This window comes from Enterobacter pseudoroggenkampii (assembly GCF_026420145.1).
Taxonomy (GTDB): Bacteria; Pseudomonadota; Gammaproteobacteria; order Enterobacterales; family Enterobacteriaceae; genus Enterobacter; species Enterobacter pseudoroggenkampii.
Map to the genome: position 1 here is coordinate 247,563 of NZ_JAPMLV010000003.1, position 20,990 is coordinate 268,552.

The 20,990-nt window shown below is 53.1% G+C and carries 16 protein-coding genes and 5 tRNA genes; 20 read left to right on the forward strand and 1 reads right to left on the reverse strand.

What is annotated here, in order from left to right; translation table 11 throughout:
* Positions 1-198 precede the first annotated feature (198 nt).
* The 8 genes from OTG14_RS16690 to dppF all read left to right on the forward strand — a co-directional run bounded on the left by OTG14_RS16690 (position 199) and on the right by dppF (position 9,856).
* Complete coding sequence (locus OTG14_RS16690) at positions 199-1,401, forward strand: L-lactate MFS transporter (RefSeq protein ID WP_008502767.1); 1,203 nt, start codon at positions 199-201, stop codon at positions 1,399-1,401.
* Between the two features lie 254 nt (positions 1,402-1,655).
* A complete protein-coding gene (gene eptB, locus OTG14_RS16695) occupies positions 1,656-3,347 on the forward strand; it encodes a kdo(2)-lipid A phosphoethanolamine 7''-transferase (protein ID WP_024909086.1) in 1,692 nt (563 codons plus the stop codon).
* A gap of 91 nt (positions 3,348-3,438) precedes the next feature.
* Positions 3,439-3,515 (forward strand) — tRNA-Pro (locus OTG14_RS16700).
* 620 nt (positions 3,516-4,135) lie between these two features.
* Positions 4,136-5,743 (forward strand): dipeptide ABC transporter periplasmic-binding protein DppA, encoded by a 1,608-nt coding sequence (dppA, locus tag OTG14_RS16705; RefSeq protein WP_023334096.1) that lies wholly within the window; start codon positions 4,136-4,138, stop codon positions 5,741-5,743.
* Between the two features lie 177 nt (positions 5,744-5,920).
* Entirely contained in the window at positions 5,921-6,940 is a 1,020-nt protein-coding gene (gene dppB / locus OTG14_RS16710; RefSeq protein ID WP_024909087.1) for a dipeptide ABC transporter permease DppB, read from the forward strand.
* 9 nt (positions 6,941-6,949) lie between these two features.
* Complete coding sequence (gene dppC, locus OTG14_RS16715; RefSeq protein ID WP_024909088.1) at positions 6,950-7,852, forward strand: dipeptide ABC transporter permease DppC; 903 nt, start codon at positions 6,950-6,952, stop codon at positions 7,850-7,852.
* Between the two features lie 10 nt (positions 7,853-7,862).
* Positions 7,863-8,846: a dipeptide ABC transporter ATP-binding protein gene (dppD, locus tag OTG14_RS16720; RefSeq protein ID WP_008502772.1), complete on the forward strand. Its 984-nt coding sequence runs from the start codon at positions 7,863-7,865 to the stop codon at positions 8,844-8,846.
* Positions 8,843-9,856: a dipeptide ABC transporter ATP-binding subunit DppF gene (gene dppF, locus OTG14_RS16725; RefSeq protein ID WP_023309965.1), complete on the forward strand. Its 1,014-nt coding sequence runs from the start codon at positions 8,843-8,845 to the stop codon at positions 9,854-9,856. Before dppD ends, dppF begins: the two co-directional genes overlap by 4 nt.
* Positions 9,857-9,898: 42 nt before the next feature.
* On the opposite strand, the gene coaA is transcribed toward dppF, so the two are convergent.
* Entirely contained in the window at positions 9,899-10,849 is a 951-nt protein-coding gene (gene coaA / locus OTG14_RS16730) for a type I pantothenate kinase (RefSeq protein WP_021242480.1), read from the reverse strand.
* A 317-nt stretch (positions 10,850-11,166) separates the two neighbouring features.
* Here coaA and OTG14_RS16735 point away from each other — a divergent pair.
* The 12 genes from OTG14_RS16735 to rpoB all read left to right on the forward strand — a co-directional run bounded on the left by OTG14_RS16735 (position 11,167) and on the right by rpoB (position 20,928).
* Positions 11,167-11,242 (forward strand) — tRNA-Thr (locus OTG14_RS16735).
* Between the two features lie 8 nt (positions 11,243-11,250).
* Positions 11,251-11,335, forward strand: a tRNA-Tyr gene (locus OTG14_RS16740).
* Between the two features lie 117 nt (positions 11,336-11,452).
* Positions 11,453-11,527 (forward strand) — tRNA-Gly (locus tag OTG14_RS16745).
* A 6-nt stretch (positions 11,528-11,533) separates the two neighbouring features.
* Positions 11,534-11,609, forward strand: a tRNA-Thr gene (locus OTG14_RS16750).
* Positions 11,610-11,727: 118 nt separating this feature from the next.
* Positions 11,728-12,912, forward strand: a complete 1,185-nt coding sequence (tuf, locus tag OTG14_RS16755; protein WP_023326212.1) for an elongation factor Tu — start codon at positions 11,728-11,730, stop codon at positions 12,910-12,912.
* A gap of 223 nt (positions 12,913-13,135) precedes the next feature.
* Positions 13,136-13,519: a preprotein translocase subunit SecE gene (gene secE / locus OTG14_RS16760; RefSeq protein ID WP_014068449.1), complete on the forward strand. Its 384-nt coding sequence runs from the start codon at positions 13,136-13,138 to the stop codon at positions 13,517-13,519.
* A gap of 1 nt (position 13,520) precedes the next feature.
* A complete protein-coding gene (nusG, locus tag OTG14_RS16765) occupies positions 13,521-14,066 on the forward strand; it encodes a transcription termination/antitermination protein NusG (protein ID WP_002438628.1) in 546 nt (181 codons plus the stop codon).
* Between the two features lie 156 nt (positions 14,067-14,222).
* Positions 14,223-14,651 carry a 50S ribosomal protein L11 gene (gene rplK, locus OTG14_RS16770; RefSeq protein ID WP_008503452.1) on the forward strand — a complete coding sequence of 143 codons (429 nt, stop codon included), beginning with the start codon at positions 14,223-14,225 and terminating at the stop codon, positions 14,649-14,651.
* A 3-nt stretch (positions 14,652-14,654) separates the two neighbouring features.
* Positions 14,655-15,359, forward strand: a complete 705-nt coding sequence (gene rplA / locus OTG14_RS16775; protein WP_006810530.1) for a 50S ribosomal protein L1 — start codon at positions 14,655-14,657, stop codon at positions 15,357-15,359.
* A gap of 291 nt (positions 15,360-15,650) precedes the next feature.
* Positions 15,651-16,148 (forward strand): 50S ribosomal protein L10, encoded by a 498-nt coding sequence (gene rplJ / locus OTG14_RS16780; protein WP_005132895.1) that lies wholly within the window; start codon positions 15,651-15,653, stop codon positions 16,146-16,148.
* A 66-nt stretch (positions 16,149-16,214) separates the two neighbouring features.
* Positions 16,215-16,580, forward strand: a complete 366-nt coding sequence (rplL, locus tag OTG14_RS16785) for a 50S ribosomal protein L7/L12 (RefSeq protein ID WP_002445276.1) — start codon at positions 16,215-16,217, stop codon at positions 16,578-16,580.
* A gap of 319 nt (positions 16,581-16,899) precedes the next feature.
* A complete protein-coding gene (gene rpoB / locus OTG14_RS16790; protein WP_024908260.1) occupies positions 16,900-20,928 on the forward strand; it encodes a DNA-directed RNA polymerase subunit beta in 4,029 nt (1,342 codons plus the stop codon).
* Positions 20,929-20,990 lie beyond the last annotated feature (62 nt).

The window sequence follows — 20,990 nt, forward strand, 5'->3', positions numbered from 1 at the left end:
CAACAACCACAGGGTTTACAGCGATAGCAGGTACTAACACGCTATCGCTTTATTCCCGTGCCAGGTCATTCATTCCCGATTCCAGGCATTTCATTCCGTTCCGCCTGCATTTCATGCCGTTTTACCCCAGGCATATTAAGGTTTTGTTTATCGTTGTCCTCAGCGAACTTCCTTAATTTCTCTTGCAGGACAACTGCCATGAACACATCAACTTATAACCGCACGCGCTGGCTCACGCTCTTTGGTACCATCGTCACTCAGTTTGCGCTGGGGTCGGTCTATACCTGGAGCCTGTTTAACAGCGCGCTTTCCGACAAACTCGGCGCCCCGGTCAGTCAGGTCGCGTTCTCCTTTGGTTTGCTGAGTCTGGGTCTGGCGATTTCATCCTCCGTCGCGGGCAAGTTGCAGGAGCGTTTTGGCGTGAAGCGCGTGACCATGGCGTCCGGCATCCTGCTGGGGCTGGGCTTTTTCCTGACCGCGCATTCCAGCAACCTGATGATGTTGTGGCTAAGCGCTGGCGTGCTGGTGGGGCTGGCGGACGGTGCGGGGTATCTGCTGACGCTGTCAAACTGCGTGAAGTGGTTCCCGGAACGTAAAGGCTTAATCTCGGCGTTTGCCATTGGTTCTTACGGTTTGGGCAGCCTCGGGTTCAAATTTATCGACGCCCATCTGCTGGCGTCCGTCGGTCTCGAAAAAACCTTCATGATCTGGGGCGCTATCGTGCTGGTGATGATCCTGTTCGGCGCCACGCTGATGAAAGATGCGCCGCAGCAGGAAGTGAAATCTGTAAACGGCGTGGTGGAGAACGACTTCACCCTCGCGCAGTCCATGCGTAAGCCACAGTACTGGATGCTGGCGGTGATGTTCCTGACGGCCTGCATGAGCGGTCTGTATGTCATCGGCGTGGCGAAAGATATCGCGCAGGGGATGGTGAAACTGGATGCAGCCACGGCGGCCAACGCGGTGACCGTGATTTCCATTGCTAACCTCTCGGGTCGTCTCGTCCTCGGTATTCTGTCTGACAAAATTGCCCGCATCCGCGTGATTACGATTGGGCAGGTGGTTTCGCTGGTCGGTATGGCGGCGCTGCTGTTCGCTCCGCTGAATGAAGCCACCTTCTTCGCGGCGATTGCCTGCGTGGCCTTTAACTTCGGCGGCACCATTACCGTCTTCCCGTCACTGGTGAGCGAGTTCTTTGGCCTGAACAATCTGGCGAAAAACTACGGCGTTATCTATCTGGGCTTCGGGATCGGCAGTATCTGCGGCTCGCTGATTGCCTCCCTGTTCGGCGGGTTCTACGTGACCTTCTGCGTGATATTTGCCTTGCTGATTATCTCCCTGGCGCTCTCGACCACGATTCGTCAGCCGCAGCGCGAAGTGTTCAAAGAGGTGCATGCTTAATGACGATGAAAAAGGCCGGTTATCCGGCCTTTTTCTTGTGTAAAAACTGATGATCTGGCTAAACCGTCTCGTTCTTAATTTTTTGTAAATATCTGTACCGATCACACACTCTGCTGCCACTTTTTCTTTTCCCTGTGGTCTACTTACCACGCGGGTAGACGTTTCCGATAACGACTTCTTAAGCGATTCTTTAACCTATTCATTTTTAAAACAAAAATGATCGGTGATTTCGTCCCTTTTTCCGGGTAGTTTGCATGAAATACATTAAATCGATGGCACAACAAAAGCTCTGCTTTTTGCTGGCGTTGTACATCGGCCTGTTTATGAATGGCGCAGTTTTCATCCGTCGGTTTGACGGTTACGCGCATGATTTTACCGTCTGGAAAGGAATTGCAGCGGTTGTCGAATTGGTCGCTGCTGTACTGGTCACCTTCTTTTTATTCCGTATTCTTACCCTGTTTGGCCGTCGCGTGTGGCGAGTGCTGGCTACGTTTATCGTGCTGTGCTCGGCGGGTGCCAGCTATTACATGACCTTTATGAACGTGGTGATTGGCTACGGCATTATTGCCTCAGTGATGACCACGGATATCGACCTCTCTAAAGAGGTTGTAGGGCTGCACTTTATTCTCTGGCTGGTAGCCGTCAGTGCCTTACCGCTGCTGCTCATCTGGAGCAACCGTTGCCGGTACACGCTAGTGCACCAGATTCGCACGCCAGGCAAACGTTTCAGAAGCGTCGCGATAGTCCTGCTGGCCGGTTTGATGGTCTGGGGACCAATTCGTCTGCTGGAAGTGAAGCAAAAGCATGATGAGCGTACCTCAGGCGTGGATATGCCAAGCTACGGCGGTGTAGTGGCGAACTCGTATTTACCGTCTAACTGGATTTCCGCGCTGGGGCTGTATGCGTGGGCGCAGGTGGATGAATCCTCTGGTAACAAATCGCTGATGAACCCGGTGAAGAAGTTTACCTACGTCGCACCAAAAGATATCGACGATACCTATGTCGTCTTTATTATCGGAGAAACCACGCGCTGGGATCATATGGGTATTCTTGGCTATAACCGTGATACCACGCCGAAACTGGCGCAGGAGAAAAACCTGATTGCCTACCGTGGCTATTCTTGTGATACCGCCACCAAGCTCTCACTGCGCTGTATGTTTGTGCGCGAGGGCGGGGCGAGCGACAACCCGCAGCGTACGCTGAAAGAGCAAAACGTCTTCTCGGTGCTGCATCAGCTTGGGTTCACGTCTGCCCTCTATGCGATGCAGAGCGAAATGTGGTTCTACAGCAATACCATGGCGCAGAACATTGCATACCGTGAGCAGATCGGTGCAGAGCCGCGTAACCGTGGCAAATCTGTCGATGACATGCTGCTGATTGATGAGATGAAACTGTCCCTGAGCGATAATCCTGATGGTAAGCATCTGATTATCCTTCATACCAAAGGGTCGCACTTTAACTACACCCAACGTTACCCACGTAACTTTGCCAAATGGAAGCCTGAGTGCGTCGGGGTGGATAAAGACTGTACCAAAGCGCAGCTGATCAACTCCTACGACAACTCCGTGCTGTATGTGGATCACTTTATTGATTCGGTGATTGACCAGGTACGTGATAAGAAAGCGATTGTGTTCTATGCGGCGGACCACGGTGAATCCATCAATGAGTATGAGCATCTGCACGGTACGCCGCGCAAGATGGCACCGCCGGAGCAGTTCCGTGTACCGATGATGGTGTGGATGTCTGACAAGTATCTGGAAGACCCGGAGAAAGCGAAGATGTTTGCTCAACTGAAGAAAGAGGCGGAGATGAAGGTGCCGCGTCGTCACGTTGAGCTGTACGACACCATTATGGGTTGTCTCGGCTATACCTCACCGAATGGTGGGATTAACGAAAACAACAACTGGTGCAAACTCCCTGATAACACCGCAAAAGCCGCGCAGTAGCTGCTCTGGCGAGAATATCGCCAGTTGAATGGCTTTTTGAAAATAAGGGATTGACGGGGGCGCACCTCAGCAGTAAGATGCGCTCCGCATTCGGCGAGTAGCGCAGCTTGGTAGCGCAACTGGTTTGGGACCAGTGGGTCGGAGGTTCGAATCCTCTCTCGCCGACCACATTCTGAAAAGGGCTAACCGTAAGGTTAGCCCTTTTTGCATTATGACCTTATCTCGTCAGAGTATCCAAAACGCCCCTTAGACCTGCTTCCACCTGCCTGTTAACGATTTTGTGACATAATCCATTGTATTTTTTTATATATAGATTGATCTTTTTTCGCGTTGCTTATGGATAACCTCAGCATTTTTCGCTGTGCGTTTTAACGTTCGCGGTATTTAGTGCTCAGATAATCACCATTCTGCAAGAAAATTTACCCATTCTGAATAAAAGTTAATCACTGATTGTTGAGAAATATGAAGAGGCTTGTGCTGCCAGATGGCGAGTAGCATAAATTTCCCTGCTGAAAACTGGCGTACATAGTTTTTTTAATCTTTGTTTGCGGTTTCTCACACTCAGCGTAAATCCCCGTCACCTGTATTGACGTTTTCACATTCTGTTGACAGATTGTAGGGCATGAGGGGCATTTCAGGGACGATCTGCGCTGCAACTCAAACGCTCTTCTGAAAGGATTCTCCATCCCTTTAAAGCCTTCGGGCATCACCGACCGGACCGGGTAAAAAATAAATAAAGGTCTGGCGGCGTAACACAACAAAGCAAAACATCACATTGGAGCAGAATAATGAGTATTTCCTTGAAGAAGTCAGGGATGCTGAAGCTTGGTCTGAGCCTGGTGGCTATGACCGTGGCAGCAAGCGTACAGGCAAAAACCCTGGTTTACTGTTCTGAAGGCTCGCCGGAAGGCTTTAACCCACAGCTCTTTACCTCTGGTACGACTTACGACGCAAGCTCTGTACCGATCTATAACCGTCTGGTTGAATTCAAAACCGGTACCACGGAAGTGATTCCGGGTCTGGCCGAGAAGTGGGACGTCAGCGAAGACGGTAAAACCTATACCTTCCACCTGCGCCAGGGCGTGAAGTGGCAGGACAGCAAAGAGTTCAAACCAACGCGTGACTTTAACGCCGACGACGTGGTGTTCTCCTTCGACCGTCAGAAAAACGCCCAGAACCCGTACCACAAAGTGTCTGGCGGCAGCTATGAATACTTCGAAGGGATGGGTCTGCCGGACCTAATCTCTGAAGTGAAAAAAGTGGACGATAATACCGTTCAGTTCGTGCTGACGCGTCCGGAAGCACCGTTCCTGGCTGACCTGGCCATGGACTTCGCCTCAATCCTCTCTAAAGAGTATGCGGACAACATGCTCAAAGCCGGTACGCCGGAGAAAGTCGACCTGAACCCAATCGGTACCGGTCCATTCCAACTGCTGCAGTACCAGAAAGATTCCCGCATTCTGTATAAAGCGTTCGAAGGCTACTGGGGCACCAAGCCGAAGATCGACCGCCTGGTCTTCTCCATCACGCCTGATGCGTCAGTGCGTTACGCAAAACTGCAGAAAAATGAATGCCAGGTGATGCCGTACCCGAACCCGGCTGACATCGCCCGCATGAAGCAGGACAAGAACATCAACCTGCTGGAGCAGGCTGGCCTGAACGTGGGCTATCTCTCCTTCAACACCGAGAAGAAACCGTTTGATGACGTGAAAGTGCGTCAGGCGCTGACCTACGCGGTGAACAAAGAAGCGATCATCAAGGCGGTTTACCAGGGGGCAGGCGTTGCAGCCAAAAACCTGATCCCACCAACCATGTGGGGCTATAACGACGACGTTAAAGACTACAGCTACGATCCTGAGAAAGCGAAAGCGCTGCTGAAAGAAGCGGGCCAGGATAAAGGCTTCACCGTTGAGCTGTGGGCGATGCCGGTACAGCGTCCGTACAACCCGAACGCACGCCGTATGGCAGAAATGGTTCAGGCTGACTGGGCTAAGATTGGCGTTCAGGCCAAGATTGTGACCTACGAGTGGGGCGAGTACCTGAAGCGCGCCAAAGCGGGTGAGCACCAGGCAGTCATGATGGGCTGGACCGGTGATAACGGGGATCCGGACAACTTCTTCGCCACCCTGTTCAGCTGCGCGGCGGCAAAAGACGGTTCTAATTACTCTCGCTGGTGCTACAAGCCGTTTGAAGACCTGATCCAGCCAGCGCGTGCGACCGACGATCACAACAAACGTATTGAACTGTACAAGCAGGCACAGGTTGTTATGCACGATCAGGCTCCGGCGCTGATTGTTGCGCACTCCACCGTGTACGAGCCAGTGCGTAAAGAAGTGAAGGGCTACGTGGTTGATCCACTGGGCAAACACCACTTCGAAAACGTATCTGTTGAATAATTAAAAGCAACGCCAGGCGGCGCTGCGCTTGCACTGGCCTACGGTATGTAGGCCGGGTAAGCGTAGCGCCACCCGGCAGCAGTGCTTAATTCTCTCTCTGAAAGGAGAGGGAATAAGATTTGTGAGCAATACAGACGTCACGCCACTGGTCGTGCGTCATCAGAGAGAATCCGGGTTATGTTGCAGTTCATCCTCCGACGTCTGGGACTTGTTATCCCCACGTTTATCGGTATCACCCTTCTCACTTTTGCCTTCGTCCATATGATCCCCGGCGACCCGGTAATGATTATGGCGGGCGAGCGTGGTATTTCCCCTGAGCGCCATGCACAGCTGCTGGCGGAACTCGGTCTCGATAAGCCGATGTGGCAGCAGTACCTCCACTATATATGGGGCGTGTTGCACGGTGATTTAGGGATTTCGCTGAAAAGCCGTCTTCCGGTGTGGGACGAGTTCGTGCCGCGTTTTAAAGCGACACTGGAGCTTGGCGTCTGCGCCATGATTTTCGCCACTGCGGTGGGTATTCCTGTCGGGGTACTGGCTGCCGTCAAGCGTGGCTCTATTTTCGACCATACCGCCGTGGGCCTGGCGCTGACCGGCTACTCCATGCCTATCTTCTGGTGGGGCATGATGCTGATCATGCTGGTCTCGGTGCAGCTTAACCTGACACCGGTCTCCGGGCGCGTCAGCGATATGGTCTTCCTGGATGACACCAACCCGCTCACCGGCTTTATGCTGATTGATACGGCTATCTGGGGTGAAGAGGGCAACTTCATGGATGCCGTCGCGCATATGATCCTGCCTGCCATGGTGCTGGGCACCATTCCTCTGGCGGTGATCGTGCGTATGACCCGTTCATCGATGCTGGAAGTGCTGGGCGAGGATTACATCCGCACCGCCCGCGCCAAGGGCCTGACGCGTATGCGCGTCATTATCGTCCATGCGCTGCGTAACGCCATGCTGCCGGTTGTGACCGTTATCGGTCTCCAGGTGGGGACGTTGCTGGCGGGGGCGATCCTGACCGAAACCATCTTCTCATGGCCGGGCCTGGGACGCTGGCTGATTGACGCGCTGCAGCGCCGTGATTATCCGGTAGTGCAGGGCGGTGTACTGCTGGTCGCGACGATGATTATCCTCGTCAACCTGCTGGTCGATTTGCTGTACGGCGTGGTGAACCCGCGTATTCGTCATAAGAAGTAAGGGGCCATCATGTCACAGGTTTCTGAAAACAAAGTTGTTGCTGCACCGGTTCCGATGACGCCGATGCAGGAGTTCTGGCACTACTTCAAGCGCAACAAAGGCGCGGTGGTAGGGCTGGTGTATGTCGCAATCATGATCCTGATTGCGGTGTTTGCAAACGTGCTTGCGCCGTATAACCCGGCGGATCAGTTCCGCGATGCGCTGCTTGCGCCACCTGCGTGGCAGGATGGCGGCAGCCTGGCGCACCTGCTGGGTACCGATGATGTGGGGCGCGATGTGCTGTCCCGTCTCATGTACGGCGCGCGTCTGTCGCTGCTGGTCGGCTGCCTGGTTGTTGTGCTGTCGCTGATCATGGGCGTCGTACTCGGCCTGGTTGCCGGCTACTTCGGCGGCATCGTTGATAACATCATCATGCGTATCGTCGACATCATGCTGGCGCTGCCAAGCCTGCTGCTGGCGCTGGTGCTGGTGGCGATCTTCGGCCCGTCGATCGGTAACGCCGCGCTGGCGCTGACCTTCGTGGCGCTTCCTCACTACGTGCGTTTAACCCGCGCGGCGGTGCTGGTGGAAGTGAACCGCGATTACGTCACCGCGTCTCGCGTGGCGGGTGCCGGTGCGATGCGCCAGATGTTCGTTAATATCTTCCCTAACTGCCTTGCGCCGCTGATTGTTCAGGCGTCGCTCGGTTTCTCTAACGCCATTCTTGATATGGCCGCTCTTGGCTTCCTGGGCATGGGTGCGCAGCCGCCAACACCGGAGTGGGGCACCATGCTCTCCGACGTGTTGCAGTTCGCACAAAGCGCCTGGTGGGTTGTCACCTTCCCGGGTCTGGCAATCCTGCTGACGGTGCTGGCATTTAACCTGATGGGTGATGGCCTGCGTGATGCGCTTGATCCCAAACTGAAGCAGTAAGAGGCACGAGATGGCGTTATTAAATGTAGATAAATTATCGGTGCACTTTGGCGACGAAGGCACTCCGTTTCGCGCCGTGGACCGCATCAGCTACAGCGTAAATCAGGGCGAAGTGGTTGGTATCGTCGGGGAGTCCGGTTCAGGTAAGTCAGTGAGCTCACTGGCGATCATGGGGCTGATTGATTACCCGGGCCGCGTGATGGCGGAAAACCTGCAGTTCAACGGTCAGGACCTGAAGCGCATTTCTGAAAAACAGCGCCGCCAGCTGGTGGGCGCGGAAGTGGCGATGATTTTCCAGGATCCGATGACCAGCCTGAACCCATGCTACACCGTCGGTTTCCAGATTATGGAAGCGATTAAGGTGCATCAGGGCGGGAATAAGAAAACCCGTCGTCAGCGCGCGATCGATCTGCTCAACCAGGTGGGTATTCCTGACCCGGCTTCGCGTCTGGACGTTTACCCGCACCAGCTCTCAGGCGGGATGAGCCAGCGCGTGATGATCGCGATGGCGATTGCCTGTCGACCAAAACTGCTGATTGCGGATGAACCGACGACGGCGCTGGATGTGACCATCCAGGCACAGATCATCGAACTGCTGCTGGAGCTGCAGCAGAAAGAGAACATGGCGCTGGTGCTGATTACGCACGATCTGGCGCTGGTGGCCGAAGCCGCGCACAAAATCATCGTGATGTATGCCGGCCAGGTGGTCGAGACCGGAAATTCGCACGATATCTTCCGCGCGCCGCGTCACCCGTATACCCAGGCGCTTTTACGCGCGCTGCCGGAGTTTGCTCAGGATAAAGCGCGTCTGGCGTCGCTGCCGGGTGTGGTGCCGGGTAAATATGACCGTCCGCAGGGCTGCCTGCTCAATCCGCGCTGTCCGTATGCGACGGACAAATGCCGGGCGGAAGAGCCAGAGCTGAACCAGCTGGCTGACGGTCGTCAGTCGAAATGCCACTACCCACTCGATGATGCCGGGAGGCCAACACTATGAGTACGCAACAGGCCACCACGCAACAACCGCTGTTGCAGGCCATCGATCTGAAAAAATACTACCCGGTGAAGAAGGGATTGTTTGCCCCTGAACGCCTGGTGAAAGCGCTGGACGGCGTCTCTTTTAACCTCGAACGCGGTAAAACGCTGGCGGTGGTGGGGGAGTCAGGCTGCGGCAAATCCACGCTGGGTCGTCTGCTGACGATGATTGAAGTGCCGACTGGCGGGGAGCTTTATTATCAGGGCCAGGATCTGCTCAAGCACGATCCGCAGGCGCAGAAGCTGCGCCGCCAGAAAATCCAGATTGTGTTCCAGAACCCGTATGGATCTTTGAACCCGCGTAAAAAAGTCGGACAGATTCTGGAAGAGCCGCTGCTGATCAACAGTAATCTGAGCAAGGAGCAGCGTCGCGAAAAAGCGCTGGCGATGATGGCGAAGGTCGGCCTCAAAACCGAGCATTACGATCGCTATCCGCACATGTTCTCCGGCGGCCAGCGTCAGCGTATCGCGATTGCTCGCGGGCTGATGCTCGATCCGGACGTGGTGATTGCCGATGAGCCGGTCTCTGCGCTCGACGTATCCGTACGTGCGCAGGTACTGAACCTGATGATGGATCTCCAGCAGGAGCTGGGGCTGTCTTACGTGTTCATCTCCCACGACCTGTCGGTGGTGGAGCATATTGCCGATGAAGTGATGGTGATGTACCTGGGACGCTGCGTGGAGAAGGGGACCAAAGACCAGATCTTTAATAACCCTCGCCACCCGTACACCCAGGCGCTGCTGTCTGCGACGCCGCGTCTCAACCCGGACGATCGTCGCGAGCGTATTAAGCTGACGGGCGAACTGCCAAGTCCGCTGAATCCACCGCCGGGATGTGCATTCAACGCCCGCTGCAGTCGCCGCTTCGGCCCGTGCACCCAGCTCCAGCCGCAGCTGAAGGATTATGGCGGCCAACTGGTTGCCTGCTTCGCGGTCGATCAGGATGAAAATGGTGAGAAGCCACAGGCATAACGAAAAAACCGGCGTTAAGCCGGTTTTTTTATGTCTGCTGGATTATTTCCGCAGGCGAATCTGGTCTACGGCGTGCTTCTCGCTCTTGGTGAGGATCAGGCTCGCACGCTCGCGCGTCGGCAGGATGTTCTCTTTGAGGTTCACGTAGTTGATCTCATTCCACAGCCCCGTTGCCACATTGATCGCTTCTTCTTCAGAAAGCTGGGCGTAATGGTGGAAATAGGAGTCCGGATCGGTGAACGCCCCTTCGCGGAACTTCAGGAAACGGTTGATGTACCAGTTCTGCAGCAGGTCTTCCGGCGCATCGACATAGATAGAGAAATCGACGAAATCCGAGACGAAGACGTGATGCGGATCGTGAGGATAGTCCATCCCGCTTTGCAGTACGTTCAGACCTTCCAGAATCAGGATGTCCGGCTGGACCACCGTTTTATCCCCACCCGGGATGCGATCGTAGATCAGATGCGAATAGACGGGTGCAGTGACGTGCGGTACGCCGGATTTCAGGTCAGAGACAAATTTCACCAGACGATGCATATCATAAGAAAGCGGGAAGCCCTTCTTCTTCATCAGCCCGCGTTCTTTTAACACTTCGTTCGGGTGCAGGAAGCCGTCGGTGGTGATCAGCTCCACGCTGCGGTGTTCTGGCCAGCGGCTCAACAGCGCCTGCAGGACACGCGCGGTGGTACTTTTACCCACGGCCACGCTGCCTGCGATACTAATGATATAAGGAATGCGTTGACCGTTCGTCCCGAGAAACTGCTCCAGCACGGCCTGGCGGCGCAGGTTCGAGCTGATATAGAAGTTAAGCAAGCGAGAGAGGGGGAGATAAATTTCTGCCACCTCTTCCAGGGACAGATCTTCGTTTATCCCTTTTAACCGTGCGATTTCACCTTCCGTCAGCGTCATAGGGACGGAATCACGCAGGGCAGCCCACTGGCTGCGGTTAAAGTGAAGATAAGGCGTCATTAACGTTTGCTCTTTTTTGCTCATAAGCATGCTTCAGTGAGCCAGCGCTACACTGCCGGATCGTGGCTCATCACACAGTTAATTTTGGACAATGGGCAGGAGGTTAACACCAGATGGCAGGAATAATAAGAAAAAAGATGGATAGCGCTGCGTTACGCGGAAGCCGTCACGCTATGGTGTATACGGTGTAAATCACGCGTGCATGTTGATTATTTGACCCGCAATGACTACTTTTACAGCGCTTAGCGCTTCGTTCGCATAAAATGTGAGCGAAAGAACGTTTTATGCAAATTTTTAGTTGCATGACCGCGCAGGTATCCATAGAATGCGCGCTACTTGATGCCGACTTAGCTCAGTAGGTAGAGCAACTGACTTGTAATCAGTAGGTCACCAGTTCGATTCCGGTAGTCGGCACCATCAAGTCCGGTGGGGTTCCCGAGCGGCCAAAGGGAGCAGACTGTAAATCTGCCGTCACAGACTTCGAAGGTTCGAATCCTTCCCCCACCACCACTTTCTGGCAGCGTAAATGCCGCCGGAGCTGGTTGGAAAAATTAGCCAGCTCAAACTGAAAAAGAGAGAAATCTCTTTTTTTGTTACAGAAAGAACTGGGTAGCCGAGTTTCAGGATGCGGGCATCGTATAATGGCTATTACCTCAGCCTTCCAAGCTGATGATGCGGGTTCGATTCCCGCTGCCCGCTCCAATACGTGCTGATATGGCTCAGTTGGTAGAGCGCACCCTTGGTAAGGGTGAGGTCCCCAGTTCGACTCTGGGTATCAGCACCACTTCACTTCTCCTTCCCGTTTCTCTCTGTTTCAATTTTACTGTATTCAACAATTCAGGCATTTCGCCTGGTTGATGTGGTGATATCACCGATTTATCCGTGTCTTAGAGGGACAATCGATGTCTAAAGAAAAGTTTGAACGTACAAAACCGCACGTTAACGTCGGTACTATCGGCCACGTTGACCATGGTAAAACAACGCTGACCGCTGCAATCACTACCGTTCTGGCAAAAACCTACGGTGGTTCTGCTCGCGCATTCGACCAGATCGATAACGCACCAGAAGAAAAAGCTCGTGGTATCACCATCAACACCTCTCACGTTGAGTACGACACCCCGACTCGCCACTACGCACACGTAGACTGCCCAGGCCACGCCGACTATGTTAAAAACATGATCACCGGTGCTGCGCAGATGGACGGCGCGATCCTGGTTGTTGCTGCGACTGACGGCCCAATGCCTCAGACTCGTGAGCACATCCTGCTGGGTCGTCAGGTAGGCGTTCCTTACATCATCGTGTTCCTGAACAAGTGCGACATGGTTGATGACGAAGAGCTGCTGGAACTGGTAGAGATGGAAGTTCGTGAACTGCTGTCTCAGTACGATTTCCCAGGCGACGATACCCCAATCGTTCGTGGTTCTGCTCTGAAAGCGCTGGAAGGCGAAGCAGAGTGGGAAGCGAAAATCATCGAACTGGCTGGCTTCCTGGATTCTTACATCCCAGAACCAGAGCGTGCGATTGACAAGCCATTCCTGCTGCCAATCGAAGACGTATTCTCCATCTCCGGTCGTGGTACCGTTGTTACCGGTCGTGTAGAGCGCGGTATCATCAAAGTTGGCGAAGAAGTTGAAATCGTTGGTATCAAAGAGACTGCGAAGTCTACCTGTACTGGCGTTGAAATGTTCCGCAAACTGCTGGACGAAGGCCGTGCTGGTGAGAACGTTGGTGTTCTGCTGCGTGGTATCAAACGTGAAGAAATCGAACGTGGTCAGGTTCTGGCGAAGCCAGGCTCAATCAAGCCACACACCAAGTTCGAATCTGAAGTGTACATCCTGTCCAAAGACGAAGGCGGCCGTCATACTCCGTTCTTCAAAGGCTACCGTCCACAGTTCTACTTCCGTACAACTGACGTGACCGGTACCATCGAACTGCCAGAAGGCGTTGAGATGGTAATGCCAGGCGACAACATCAAGATGGTTGTGACTCTGATCCACCCAATCGCGATGGACGACGGTCTGCGTTTCGCAATCCGTGAAGGTGGCCGTACCGTTGGCGCGGGCGTGGTTGCTAAAGTTCTCGGCTAATCGCTGATAACATTTGACGCAATGCGCATGAAAAGGGCATCATTTGATGCCCTTTTTGCACGCTTTCACATCAGAACCTGGCTCATCAGTGATTATTTTTGTCATAATCATTGCTGAGACAGGCTCTGCAGAGAGCGTATAATCCCAAGGGATTATTTCGATTTGGCTCGCCTCGCAATCGCGGGGTGAAATTATTTGTAGAATTCTTCTGACAGGTTGGTTTATGAGTGCGAATACCGAAGCTCAAGGGAGCGGGCGCGGCCTGGAAGCGATGAAGTGGGTCGCTGTTGCCGTGCTGCTGATTGTGGCAATCGTTGGCAACTATCTTTATCGTGACATGATGCTGCCGCTCCGCGCGCTGGCAGTGGTGATTCTGATTGCTGCAGCGGGCGGTGTCGCGCTGTTGACGACTAAAGGTAAAGCAACCGTTGCTTTTGCACGTGAAGCGCGTACCGAAGTCCGTAAGGTCATTTGGCCGACTCGCCAGGAAACATTGCACACCACGCTGATCGTAGCGGCGGTTACCGCTGTAATGTCACTGATCCTGTGGGGACTGGATGGTATTCTGGTTCGCCTGGTTTCCTTTATTACTGGCCTGAGGTTCTAAGATGTCTGAAGCCCCTAAAAAGCGTTGGTACGTCGTTCAGGCGTTTTCCGGTTTTGAAGGCCGCGTAGCAACGTCGCTGCGTGAGCATATCAAATTACACAACATGGAAGAGTTATTTGGCGAAGTTATGGTTCCGACCGAAGAAGTGGTTGAGATCCGTGGCGGCCAACGTCGCAAAAGCGAGCGTAAATTCTTCCCGGGTTACGTGCTGGTTCAGATGGTGATGAACGACGCGAGCTGGCACCTGGTGCGCAGCGTACCGCGCGTGATGGGCTTTATCGGCGGCACGTCTGACCGTCCGGCGCCAATCAGCGACAAAGAAGTTGATGCGATTATGAACCGCCTGCAGCAGGTGGGTGATAAGCCGCGTCCTAAAACGCTGTTTGAACCGGGTGAAATGGTCCGTGTTAGCGACGGTCCGTTTGCTGACTTTAATGGCGTCGTTGAAGAAGTGGACTACGAGAAGTCCCGCCTGAAAGTTTCTGTTTCTATCTTCGGTCGTGCGACCCCGGTAGAGCTGGACTTTGCGCAGGTCGAAAAAGCCTAAGCAGCGATCAAAAAAGCGGCGATTTAATCGTTGCACAGGGCGCGAGATTGGAATACAATTTCGCGCCTTTTGTTTTTATGGGCCCCGGCCCGTAAAACGAATTTTATTCACGGGGAGCCTCCCTGAGGCGCTATCACCCAATCAGAGGATTTTAGAATGGCTAAGAAAGTACAAGCCTACGTCAAGCTGCAGGTTGCAGCTGGTATGGCGAACCCAAGTCCACCAGTTGGTCCAGCTCTGGGTCAGCAGGGTGTGAACATCATGGAATTCTGTAAAGCGTTCAACGCCAAAACCGAATCCCTGGAAAAAGGTCTGCCAATCCCAGTCGTAATCACTGTTTACGCTGACCGTTCTTTCACTTTCGTTACCAAAACCCCTCCAGCAGCAGTTCTGCTGAAGAAAGCGGCTGGTATCAAGTCTGGTTCCGGTAAACCGAACAAAGACAAAGTGGGTAAAATTTCCCGCGCTCAGCTGCAGGAAATCGCGCAGACCAAAGCTGCCGACATGACTGGTGCCGACATTGAAGCGATGACTCGCTCAATCGAAGGTACTGCACGTTCCATGGGCCTGGTAGTGGAGGACTAAGAAATGGCTAAACTGACCAAGCGCATGTCCGTGATCCGTGACAAAGTTGATGCGACCAAACAGTACGACATCAACGAAGCTATCGCTCTGCTGAAAGAACTGGCAACTGCTAAGTTCGTTGAAAGCGTTGACGTTGCCGTTAACCTCGGCATCGACGCGCGTAAATCCGATCAGAACGTTCGTGGCGCAACTGTACTGCCACACGGTACTGGCCGTTCCGTACGTGTAGCTGTATTTGCTCAGGGTGCAAACGCTGAAGCTGCTAAAGCTGCTGGCGCTGAACTGGTAGGTATGGAAGATCTGGCTGATCAGATCAAGAAAGGCGAAATGAACTTTGACGTTGTTATTGCTTCTCCAGATGCAATGCGCGTTGTTGGCCAGCTCGGCCAGGTTCTGGGTCCACGCGGCCTGATGCCAAACCCGAAAGTTGGTACTGTAACTCCTAACGTTGCTGAAGCGGTTAAGAACGCTAAAGCAGGTCAGGTTCGTTATCGTAACGACAAAAACGGCATCATCCACACCACCATCGGTAAAGTGGACTTTGACGCTGACAAACTGAAAGAAAACCTGGAAGCTCTGCTGGTTGCGCTGAAAAAAGCAAAACCAACTCAGGCAAAAGGCGTGTACATCAAGAAAGTTAGCATCTCCACCACCATGGGTGCAGGTGTTGCAGTTGACCAGGCTGGCCTGAGCGCTGCTGCAAACTAATGCCTTTACGTGGGCGGTGATTTTGTCTACAATCTTACCCCCACGTTTGCTAACGAAAGTTAGCGGCTAAAAGATTTGTTCGTTGGAGCCTGGCCTAATCCAGGCCTCCGTCGAAGACCGCAGGTGTTTCGCAAGAGACTTAATCCCCTGCGTAGACGGTGACAGAACGCTAAGATTATTTTTGGATACTCTGGCTTGTTTCTGCTCACCGTATTAAGACGCTCTTTCCGTTGGGAAGAGTGAAGTGAGTTCCGGAACATGAGTTCCGGCAAACATCCAGGAGCAAAGCTAATGGCTTTAAATCTTCAAGACAAACAAGCGATTGTTGCTGAAGTCAGCGAAGTAGCCAAAGGCGCGCTGTCTGCAGTAGTTGCGGATTCCCGTGGCGTTACTGTAGACAAAATGACTGAACTGCGTAAAGCAGGTCGTGAAGCTGGCGTATACATGCGTGTTGTTCGTAACACCCTGCTGCGTCGCGTAGTTGAAGGTACTCAGTTCGAGTGCCTGAAAGACACGTTTGTTGGTCCGACCCTGATTGCATACTCTATGGAACACCCGGGCGCTGCTGCTCGTCTGTTCAAAGAGTTCGCGAAAGCGAATGCAAAATTTGAGGTCAAAGCTGCAGCCTTTGAAGGTGAGTTGATCACGGCATCGAACATCGATCGCCTGGCAACCCTGCCGACCTACGAAGAAGCAATTGCACGCCTGATGGCAACCATGAAAGAAGCTTCGGCTGGCAAACTGGTTCGCACTCTGGCTGCTGTTCGCGATGCGAAAGAAGCTGCTTAATCGCAGTTATCTTTATAAAGCATTTGCTTACGTATAAACTTATTCTGATTTTCAGGAACAATTTAAATGTCTATCACTAAAGATCAAATCATTGAAGCAGTAGCAGCTATGTCCGTAATGGACGTTGTAGAGCTGGTTTCTGCAATGGAAGAAAAATTCGGTGTTTCTGCTGCTGCTGCTGTAGCTGTAGCTGCGGGCCCGGCTGAAGCTGCTGAAGAAAAAACTGAATTCGACGTAATTCTGAAAGCTGCTGGCGCTAACAAAGTTGCTGTTATCAAAGCAGTACGTGGCGCAACTGGCCTGGGTCTGAAAGAAGCTAAAGACCTGGTAGAATCTGCTCCAGCTGCGCTGAAAGAAGGCGTGAGCAAAGACGACGCAGAAGCACTGAAAAAATCTCTGGAAGAAGCTGGCGCTGAAGTTGAAGTTAAATAAGCCAACTTTTCTGGTTGCAGCCTAAGTAATTAGGCTGATGGCTGGTGACTTTTTAGTCACCAGCCTTTTTGCGCTGTAAGGCATCAGTAGCATTTCACACTGTTTGACTGCTGATTGTCCTGACAATGCATGTTTCTATCGACGACTTAATATATTGCGACAGGGTGCTCGCTCTGTGTAAATCGCGACGAAATGATTTAAGCGTGATAGCAACAGGTATTGCGGAAAGTATTCAATTTTCCGGTCCACAAAATGGTGTTGCACAAACTGTCCCTTCGTCGGACAGATGGGTCGACTTGTCAGCGAGCTGAGGAACCCTATGGTTTACTCCTATACCGAGAAAAAACGTATTCGTAAGGATTTTGGTAAACGTCCACAAGTTCTGGACATTCCATATCTCCTTTCTATCCAGCTTGACTCGTTCCAGAAGTTTATCGAGCAAGATCCTGAAGGGCAGTACGGTCTGGAAGCAGCCTTCCGCTCCGTGTTCCCGATTCAGAGCTACAGCGGTAACTCCGAGCTGCAGTACGTCAGCTACCGCCTTGGCGAACCGGTGTTTGACGTTCAGGAATGTCAGATCCGTGGCGTGACCTATTCCGCACCGCTGCGCGTAAAACTGCGTCTGGTGATCTACGAGCGCGAAGCGCCGGAAGGCACCGTAAAAGACATTAAAGAACAAGAAGTCTACATGGGTGAAATTCCACTCATGACTGACAACGGTACTTTCGTTATCAACGGTACTGAGCGTGTTATCGTTTCCCAGCTGCATCGTAGCCCGGGCGTCTTCTTCGACAGCGATAAAGGTAAAACACACTCTTCCGGTAAAGTACTGTATAACGCACGCATCATTCCTTACCGTGGTTCATGGCTGGACTTCGAGTTCGATCCAAAAGACAACCTGTTTGTCCGTATCGACCGTCGTCGTAAACTGCCTGCAACCATCATTCTGCGTGCACTGAACTATACCACTGAGCAGATCCTGGACCTGTTCTTTGAGAAAGTGATCTTTGAAATCCGCGACAACAAGCTGCAGATGGAGCTGGTGCCGGAACGTCTGCGTGGTGAGACCGCGTCGTTCGACATCGAAGCCGACGGCAAAGTGTATGTGGAAAAAGGTCGCCGTATCACCGCGCGCCACATCCGCCAGCTGGAAAAAGATGATATCAAACTCATCGAAGTTCCGGTTGAGTACATTGCAGGAAAAGTAGCCGCGAAAGATTACGTTGACGAGTCAACGGGTGAGCTGATCTGCCCGGCGAACATGGAGCTGAGCCTGGATCTGCTGGCTAAGCTGAGCCAGTCTGGCCACAAACGTATCGAAACGCTGTTCACCAACGATCTGGATCACGGTGCGTATATCTCTGAGACTATTCGCGTCGACCCAACCACCGATCGTCTGAGCGCGCTGGTAGAAATCTACCGCATGATGCGTCCTGGTGAGCCACCAACTCGCGAAGCGGCGGAAAGCCTGTTCGAGAACCTGTTCTTCTCCGAAGACCGCTACGATCTGTCCGCGGTTGGTCGTATGAAGTTCAACCGTTCTCTGCTGCGCGACGAAATCGAAGGTTCCGGTATCCTGAGCAAAGACGACATCATCGAAGTGATGAAGAAGCTCATCGATATCCGTAACGGTAAAGGCGAAGTGGACGATATCGACCACCTCGGCAACCGTCGTATCCGTTCCGTAGGCGAAATGGCGGAAAACCAGTTCCGCGTTGGCCTGGTACGTGTAGAGCGTGCGGTGAAAGAGCGTCTGTCTCTGGGCGATCTGGATACCCTGATGCCTCAGGATATGATCAACGCCAAGCCGATTTCTGCAGCAGTGAAAGAGTTCTTCGGTTCAAGCCAGCTGTCTCAGTTCATGGACCAGAACAACCCGCTGTCTGAGATTACGCACAAACGTCGTATCTCTGCACTCGGCCCAGGCGGTCTGACCCGTGAACGCGCAGGCTTTGAAGTTCGAGACGTACACCCGACGCACTACGGTCGCGTATGTCCAATCGAAACGCCTGAAGGTCCAAACATCGGTCTGATCAACTCCCTGTCCGTGTACGCACAGACGAACGAATACGGTTTCCTTGAGACCCCGTATCGTAAAGTGACCGACGGTGTTGTAACCGACGAAATTCATTACCTGTCTGCTATCGAAGAAGGCAACTACGTTATCGCTCAGGCGAACTCCAACCTGGATGACGAAGGCCACTTTGTAGAAGATCTGGTTACCTGCCGTAGCAAAGGCGAATCCAGCTTGTTCAGCCGCGACCAGGTTGACTACATGGACGTTTCCACCCAGCAGGTGGTATCCGTCGGTGCGTCCCTGATCCCGTTCCTGGAACACGATGACGCCAACCGTGCATTGATGGGTGCGAACATGCAACGTCAGGCCGTTCCAACTCTGCGCGCTGATAAGCCGCTGGTTGGTACCGGTATGGAACGTGCTGTTGCCGTTGACTCCGGTGTTACTGCGGTTGCTAAACGTGGCGGTACCGTTCAGTACGTCGATGCATCCCGTATCGTTATCAAAGTTAACGAAGACGAGATGTATCCGGGCGAAGCAGGTATCGACATCTACAACCTGACCAAATACACCCGTTCTAACCAGAACACCTGTATCAACCAGATGCCTTGCGTATCTCTGGGTGAGCCAGTTGAGCGCGGCGACGTGCTGGCAGACGGTCCGTCCACCGACCTCGGTGAACTGGCGCTCGGTCAGAACATGCGCGTAGCGTTCATGCCGTGGAACGGTTACAACTTCGAAGACTCCATCCTCGTCTCCGAGCGTGTGGTTCAGGAAGATCGTTTCACCACCATCCACATTCAGGAACTGGCATGTGTGTCCCGTGACACCAAGCTGGGGCCAGAAGAGATCACCGCTGACATCCCTAACGTGGGTGAAGCTGCGCTCTCCAAACTGGATGAATCCGGTATCGTTTACATCGGTGCGGAAGTGACTGGCGGCGACATTCTGGTTGGTAAGGTTACGCCTAAAGGTGAAACCCAGCTGACGCCAGAAGAGAAACTGCTGCGTGCAATCTTCGGTGAGAAAGCGTCTGACGTTAAAGACTCTTCTCTGCGCGTACCAAACGGTGTTTCCGGTACGGTTATCGACGTTCAGGTCTTCACCCGTGACGGCGTGGAGAAAGATAAGCGTGCGCTGGAAATCGAAGAGATGCAGCTCAAACAGGCTAAGAAAGACCTGTCTGAAGAACTGCAGATCCTCGAAGCGGGTCTGTTCAGCCGTATCTATGCGGTGCTGGTTGCCGGTGGCGTTGAAGCTGAGAAGCTCGACAAACTGCCACGCGATCGCTGGCTGGAACTGGGCCTGACCGACGAAGAGAAACAAAATCAGCTGGAACAGCTGGCTGAACAGTATGACGAACTGAAACACGAGTTCGAGAAAAAACTCGAAGCGAAACGCCGCAAAATCACTCAGGGCGACGATCTGGCACCAGGCGTGCTGAAGATTGTTAAGGTGTATCTGGCTGTTAAACGTCAGATCCAGCCTGGTGATAAGATGGCAGGTCGTCACGGTAACAAGGGTGTTATCTCTAAGATCAACCCGATCGAAGATATGCCGCACGATGCTAACGGTACGCCGGTAGATATCGTACTGAACCCGCTGGGCGTACCGTCTCGTATGAACATCGGTCAGATCCTGGAAACCCACCTGGGTATGGCTGCGAAAGGTATCGGCGACAAGATTAACGCCATGCTGAAGCAGCAGGAAGAAGTCGCGAAACTGCGCGAATTCATCCAGCGTGCCTACGATCTGGGTACCGACGTGCGTCAGAAAGTCGACCTGAATACCTTCAGCGATGAAGAAGTGCTGCGCCTGGCTGAGAACCTGAAAAAAGGTATGCCAATCGCAACGCCGGTCTTCGACGGTGCGAAAGAAGCTGAAATTAAAGAGCTGCTGCAACTGGGTGGTCTGCCAACGTCTGGTCAGATTACGCTGTTTGACGGCCGTACCGGTGAACAGTTCGAGCGTCCGGTAACCGTAGGTTACATGTACATGCTGAAACTGAACCACCTGGTCGACGACAAGATGCACGCTCGTTCTACCGGTTCTTACAGCCTGGTTACTCAGCAGCCGCTGGGTGGTAAGGCACAGTTCGGTGGTCAGCGCTTCGGGGAGATGGAAGTGTGGGCGCTGGAAGCATACGGCGCGGCATACACCCTGCAGGAAATGCTCACCGTTAAGTCTGATGACGTGAACGGTCGTACCAAGATGTATAAAAACATCGTGGACGGCAACCATCAGATGGAACCGGGCATGCCAGAATCCTTCAACGTACTGTTGAAAGAGATTCGTTCGCTGGGTATCAACATCGAACTGGAAGACGAGTAATTCTCGCTCAAACAGGTCACTGGTGCCGGGTTAACCCCCGGCACCGGATTGTGCTAACTCCG

Coding starts and splice junctions, on each gene's coding strand:
- OTG14_RS16690 (WP_008502767.1), top strand. CDS start 199: ATGAACACATCAACTTATAACCGCACGCGCTGGCTCACGCTCTTTGGT.
- eptB (WP_024909086.1), top strand. CDS start 1,656: ATGAAATACATTAAATCGATGGCACAACAAAAGCTCTGCTTTTTGCTG.
- dppA (WP_023334096.1), top strand. CDS start 4,136: ATGAGTATTTCCTTGAAGAAGTCAGGGATGCTGAAGCTTGGTCTGAGC.
- dppB (WP_024909087.1), top strand. CDS start 5,921: ATGTTGCAGTTCATCCTCCGACGTCTGGGACTTGTTATCCCCACGTTT.
- dppC (WP_024909088.1), top strand. CDS start 6,950: ATGTCACAGGTTTCTGAAAACAAAGTTGTTGCTGCACCGGTTCCGATG.
- dppD (WP_008502772.1), top strand. CDS start 7,863: ATGGCGTTATTAAATGTAGATAAATTATCGGTGCACTTTGGCGACGAA.
- dppF (WP_023309965.1), top strand. CDS start 8,843: ATGAGTACGCAACAGGCCACCACGCAACAACCGCTGTTGCAGGCCATC.
- coaA (WP_021242480.1), bottom strand. CDS start 10,849: ATGAGCAAAAAAGAGCAAACGTTAATGACGCCTTATCTTCACTTTAAC.
- tuf (WP_023326212.1), top strand. CDS start 11,728: ATGTCTAAAGAAAAGTTTGAACGTACAAAACCGCACGTTAACGTCGGT.
- secE (WP_014068449.1), top strand. CDS start 13,136: ATGAGTGCGAATACCGAAGCTCAAGGGAGCGGGCGCGGCCTGGAAGCG.
- nusG (WP_002438628.1), top strand. CDS start 13,521: ATGTCTGAAGCCCCTAAAAAGCGTTGGTACGTCGTTCAGGCGTTTTCC.
- rplK (WP_008503452.1), top strand. CDS start 14,223: ATGGCTAAGAAAGTACAAGCCTACGTCAAGCTGCAGGTTGCAGCTGGT.
- rplA (WP_006810530.1), top strand. CDS start 14,655: ATGGCTAAACTGACCAAGCGCATGTCCGTGATCCGTGACAAAGTTGAT.
- rplJ (WP_005132895.1), top strand. CDS start 15,651: ATGGCTTTAAATCTTCAAGACAAACAAGCGATTGTTGCTGAAGTCAGC.
- rplL (WP_002445276.1), top strand. CDS start 16,215: ATGTCTATCACTAAAGATCAAATCATTGAAGCAGTAGCAGCTATGTCC.
- rpoB (WP_024908260.1), top strand. CDS start 16,900: ATGGTTTACTCCTATACCGAGAAAAAACGTATTCGTAAGGATTTTGGT.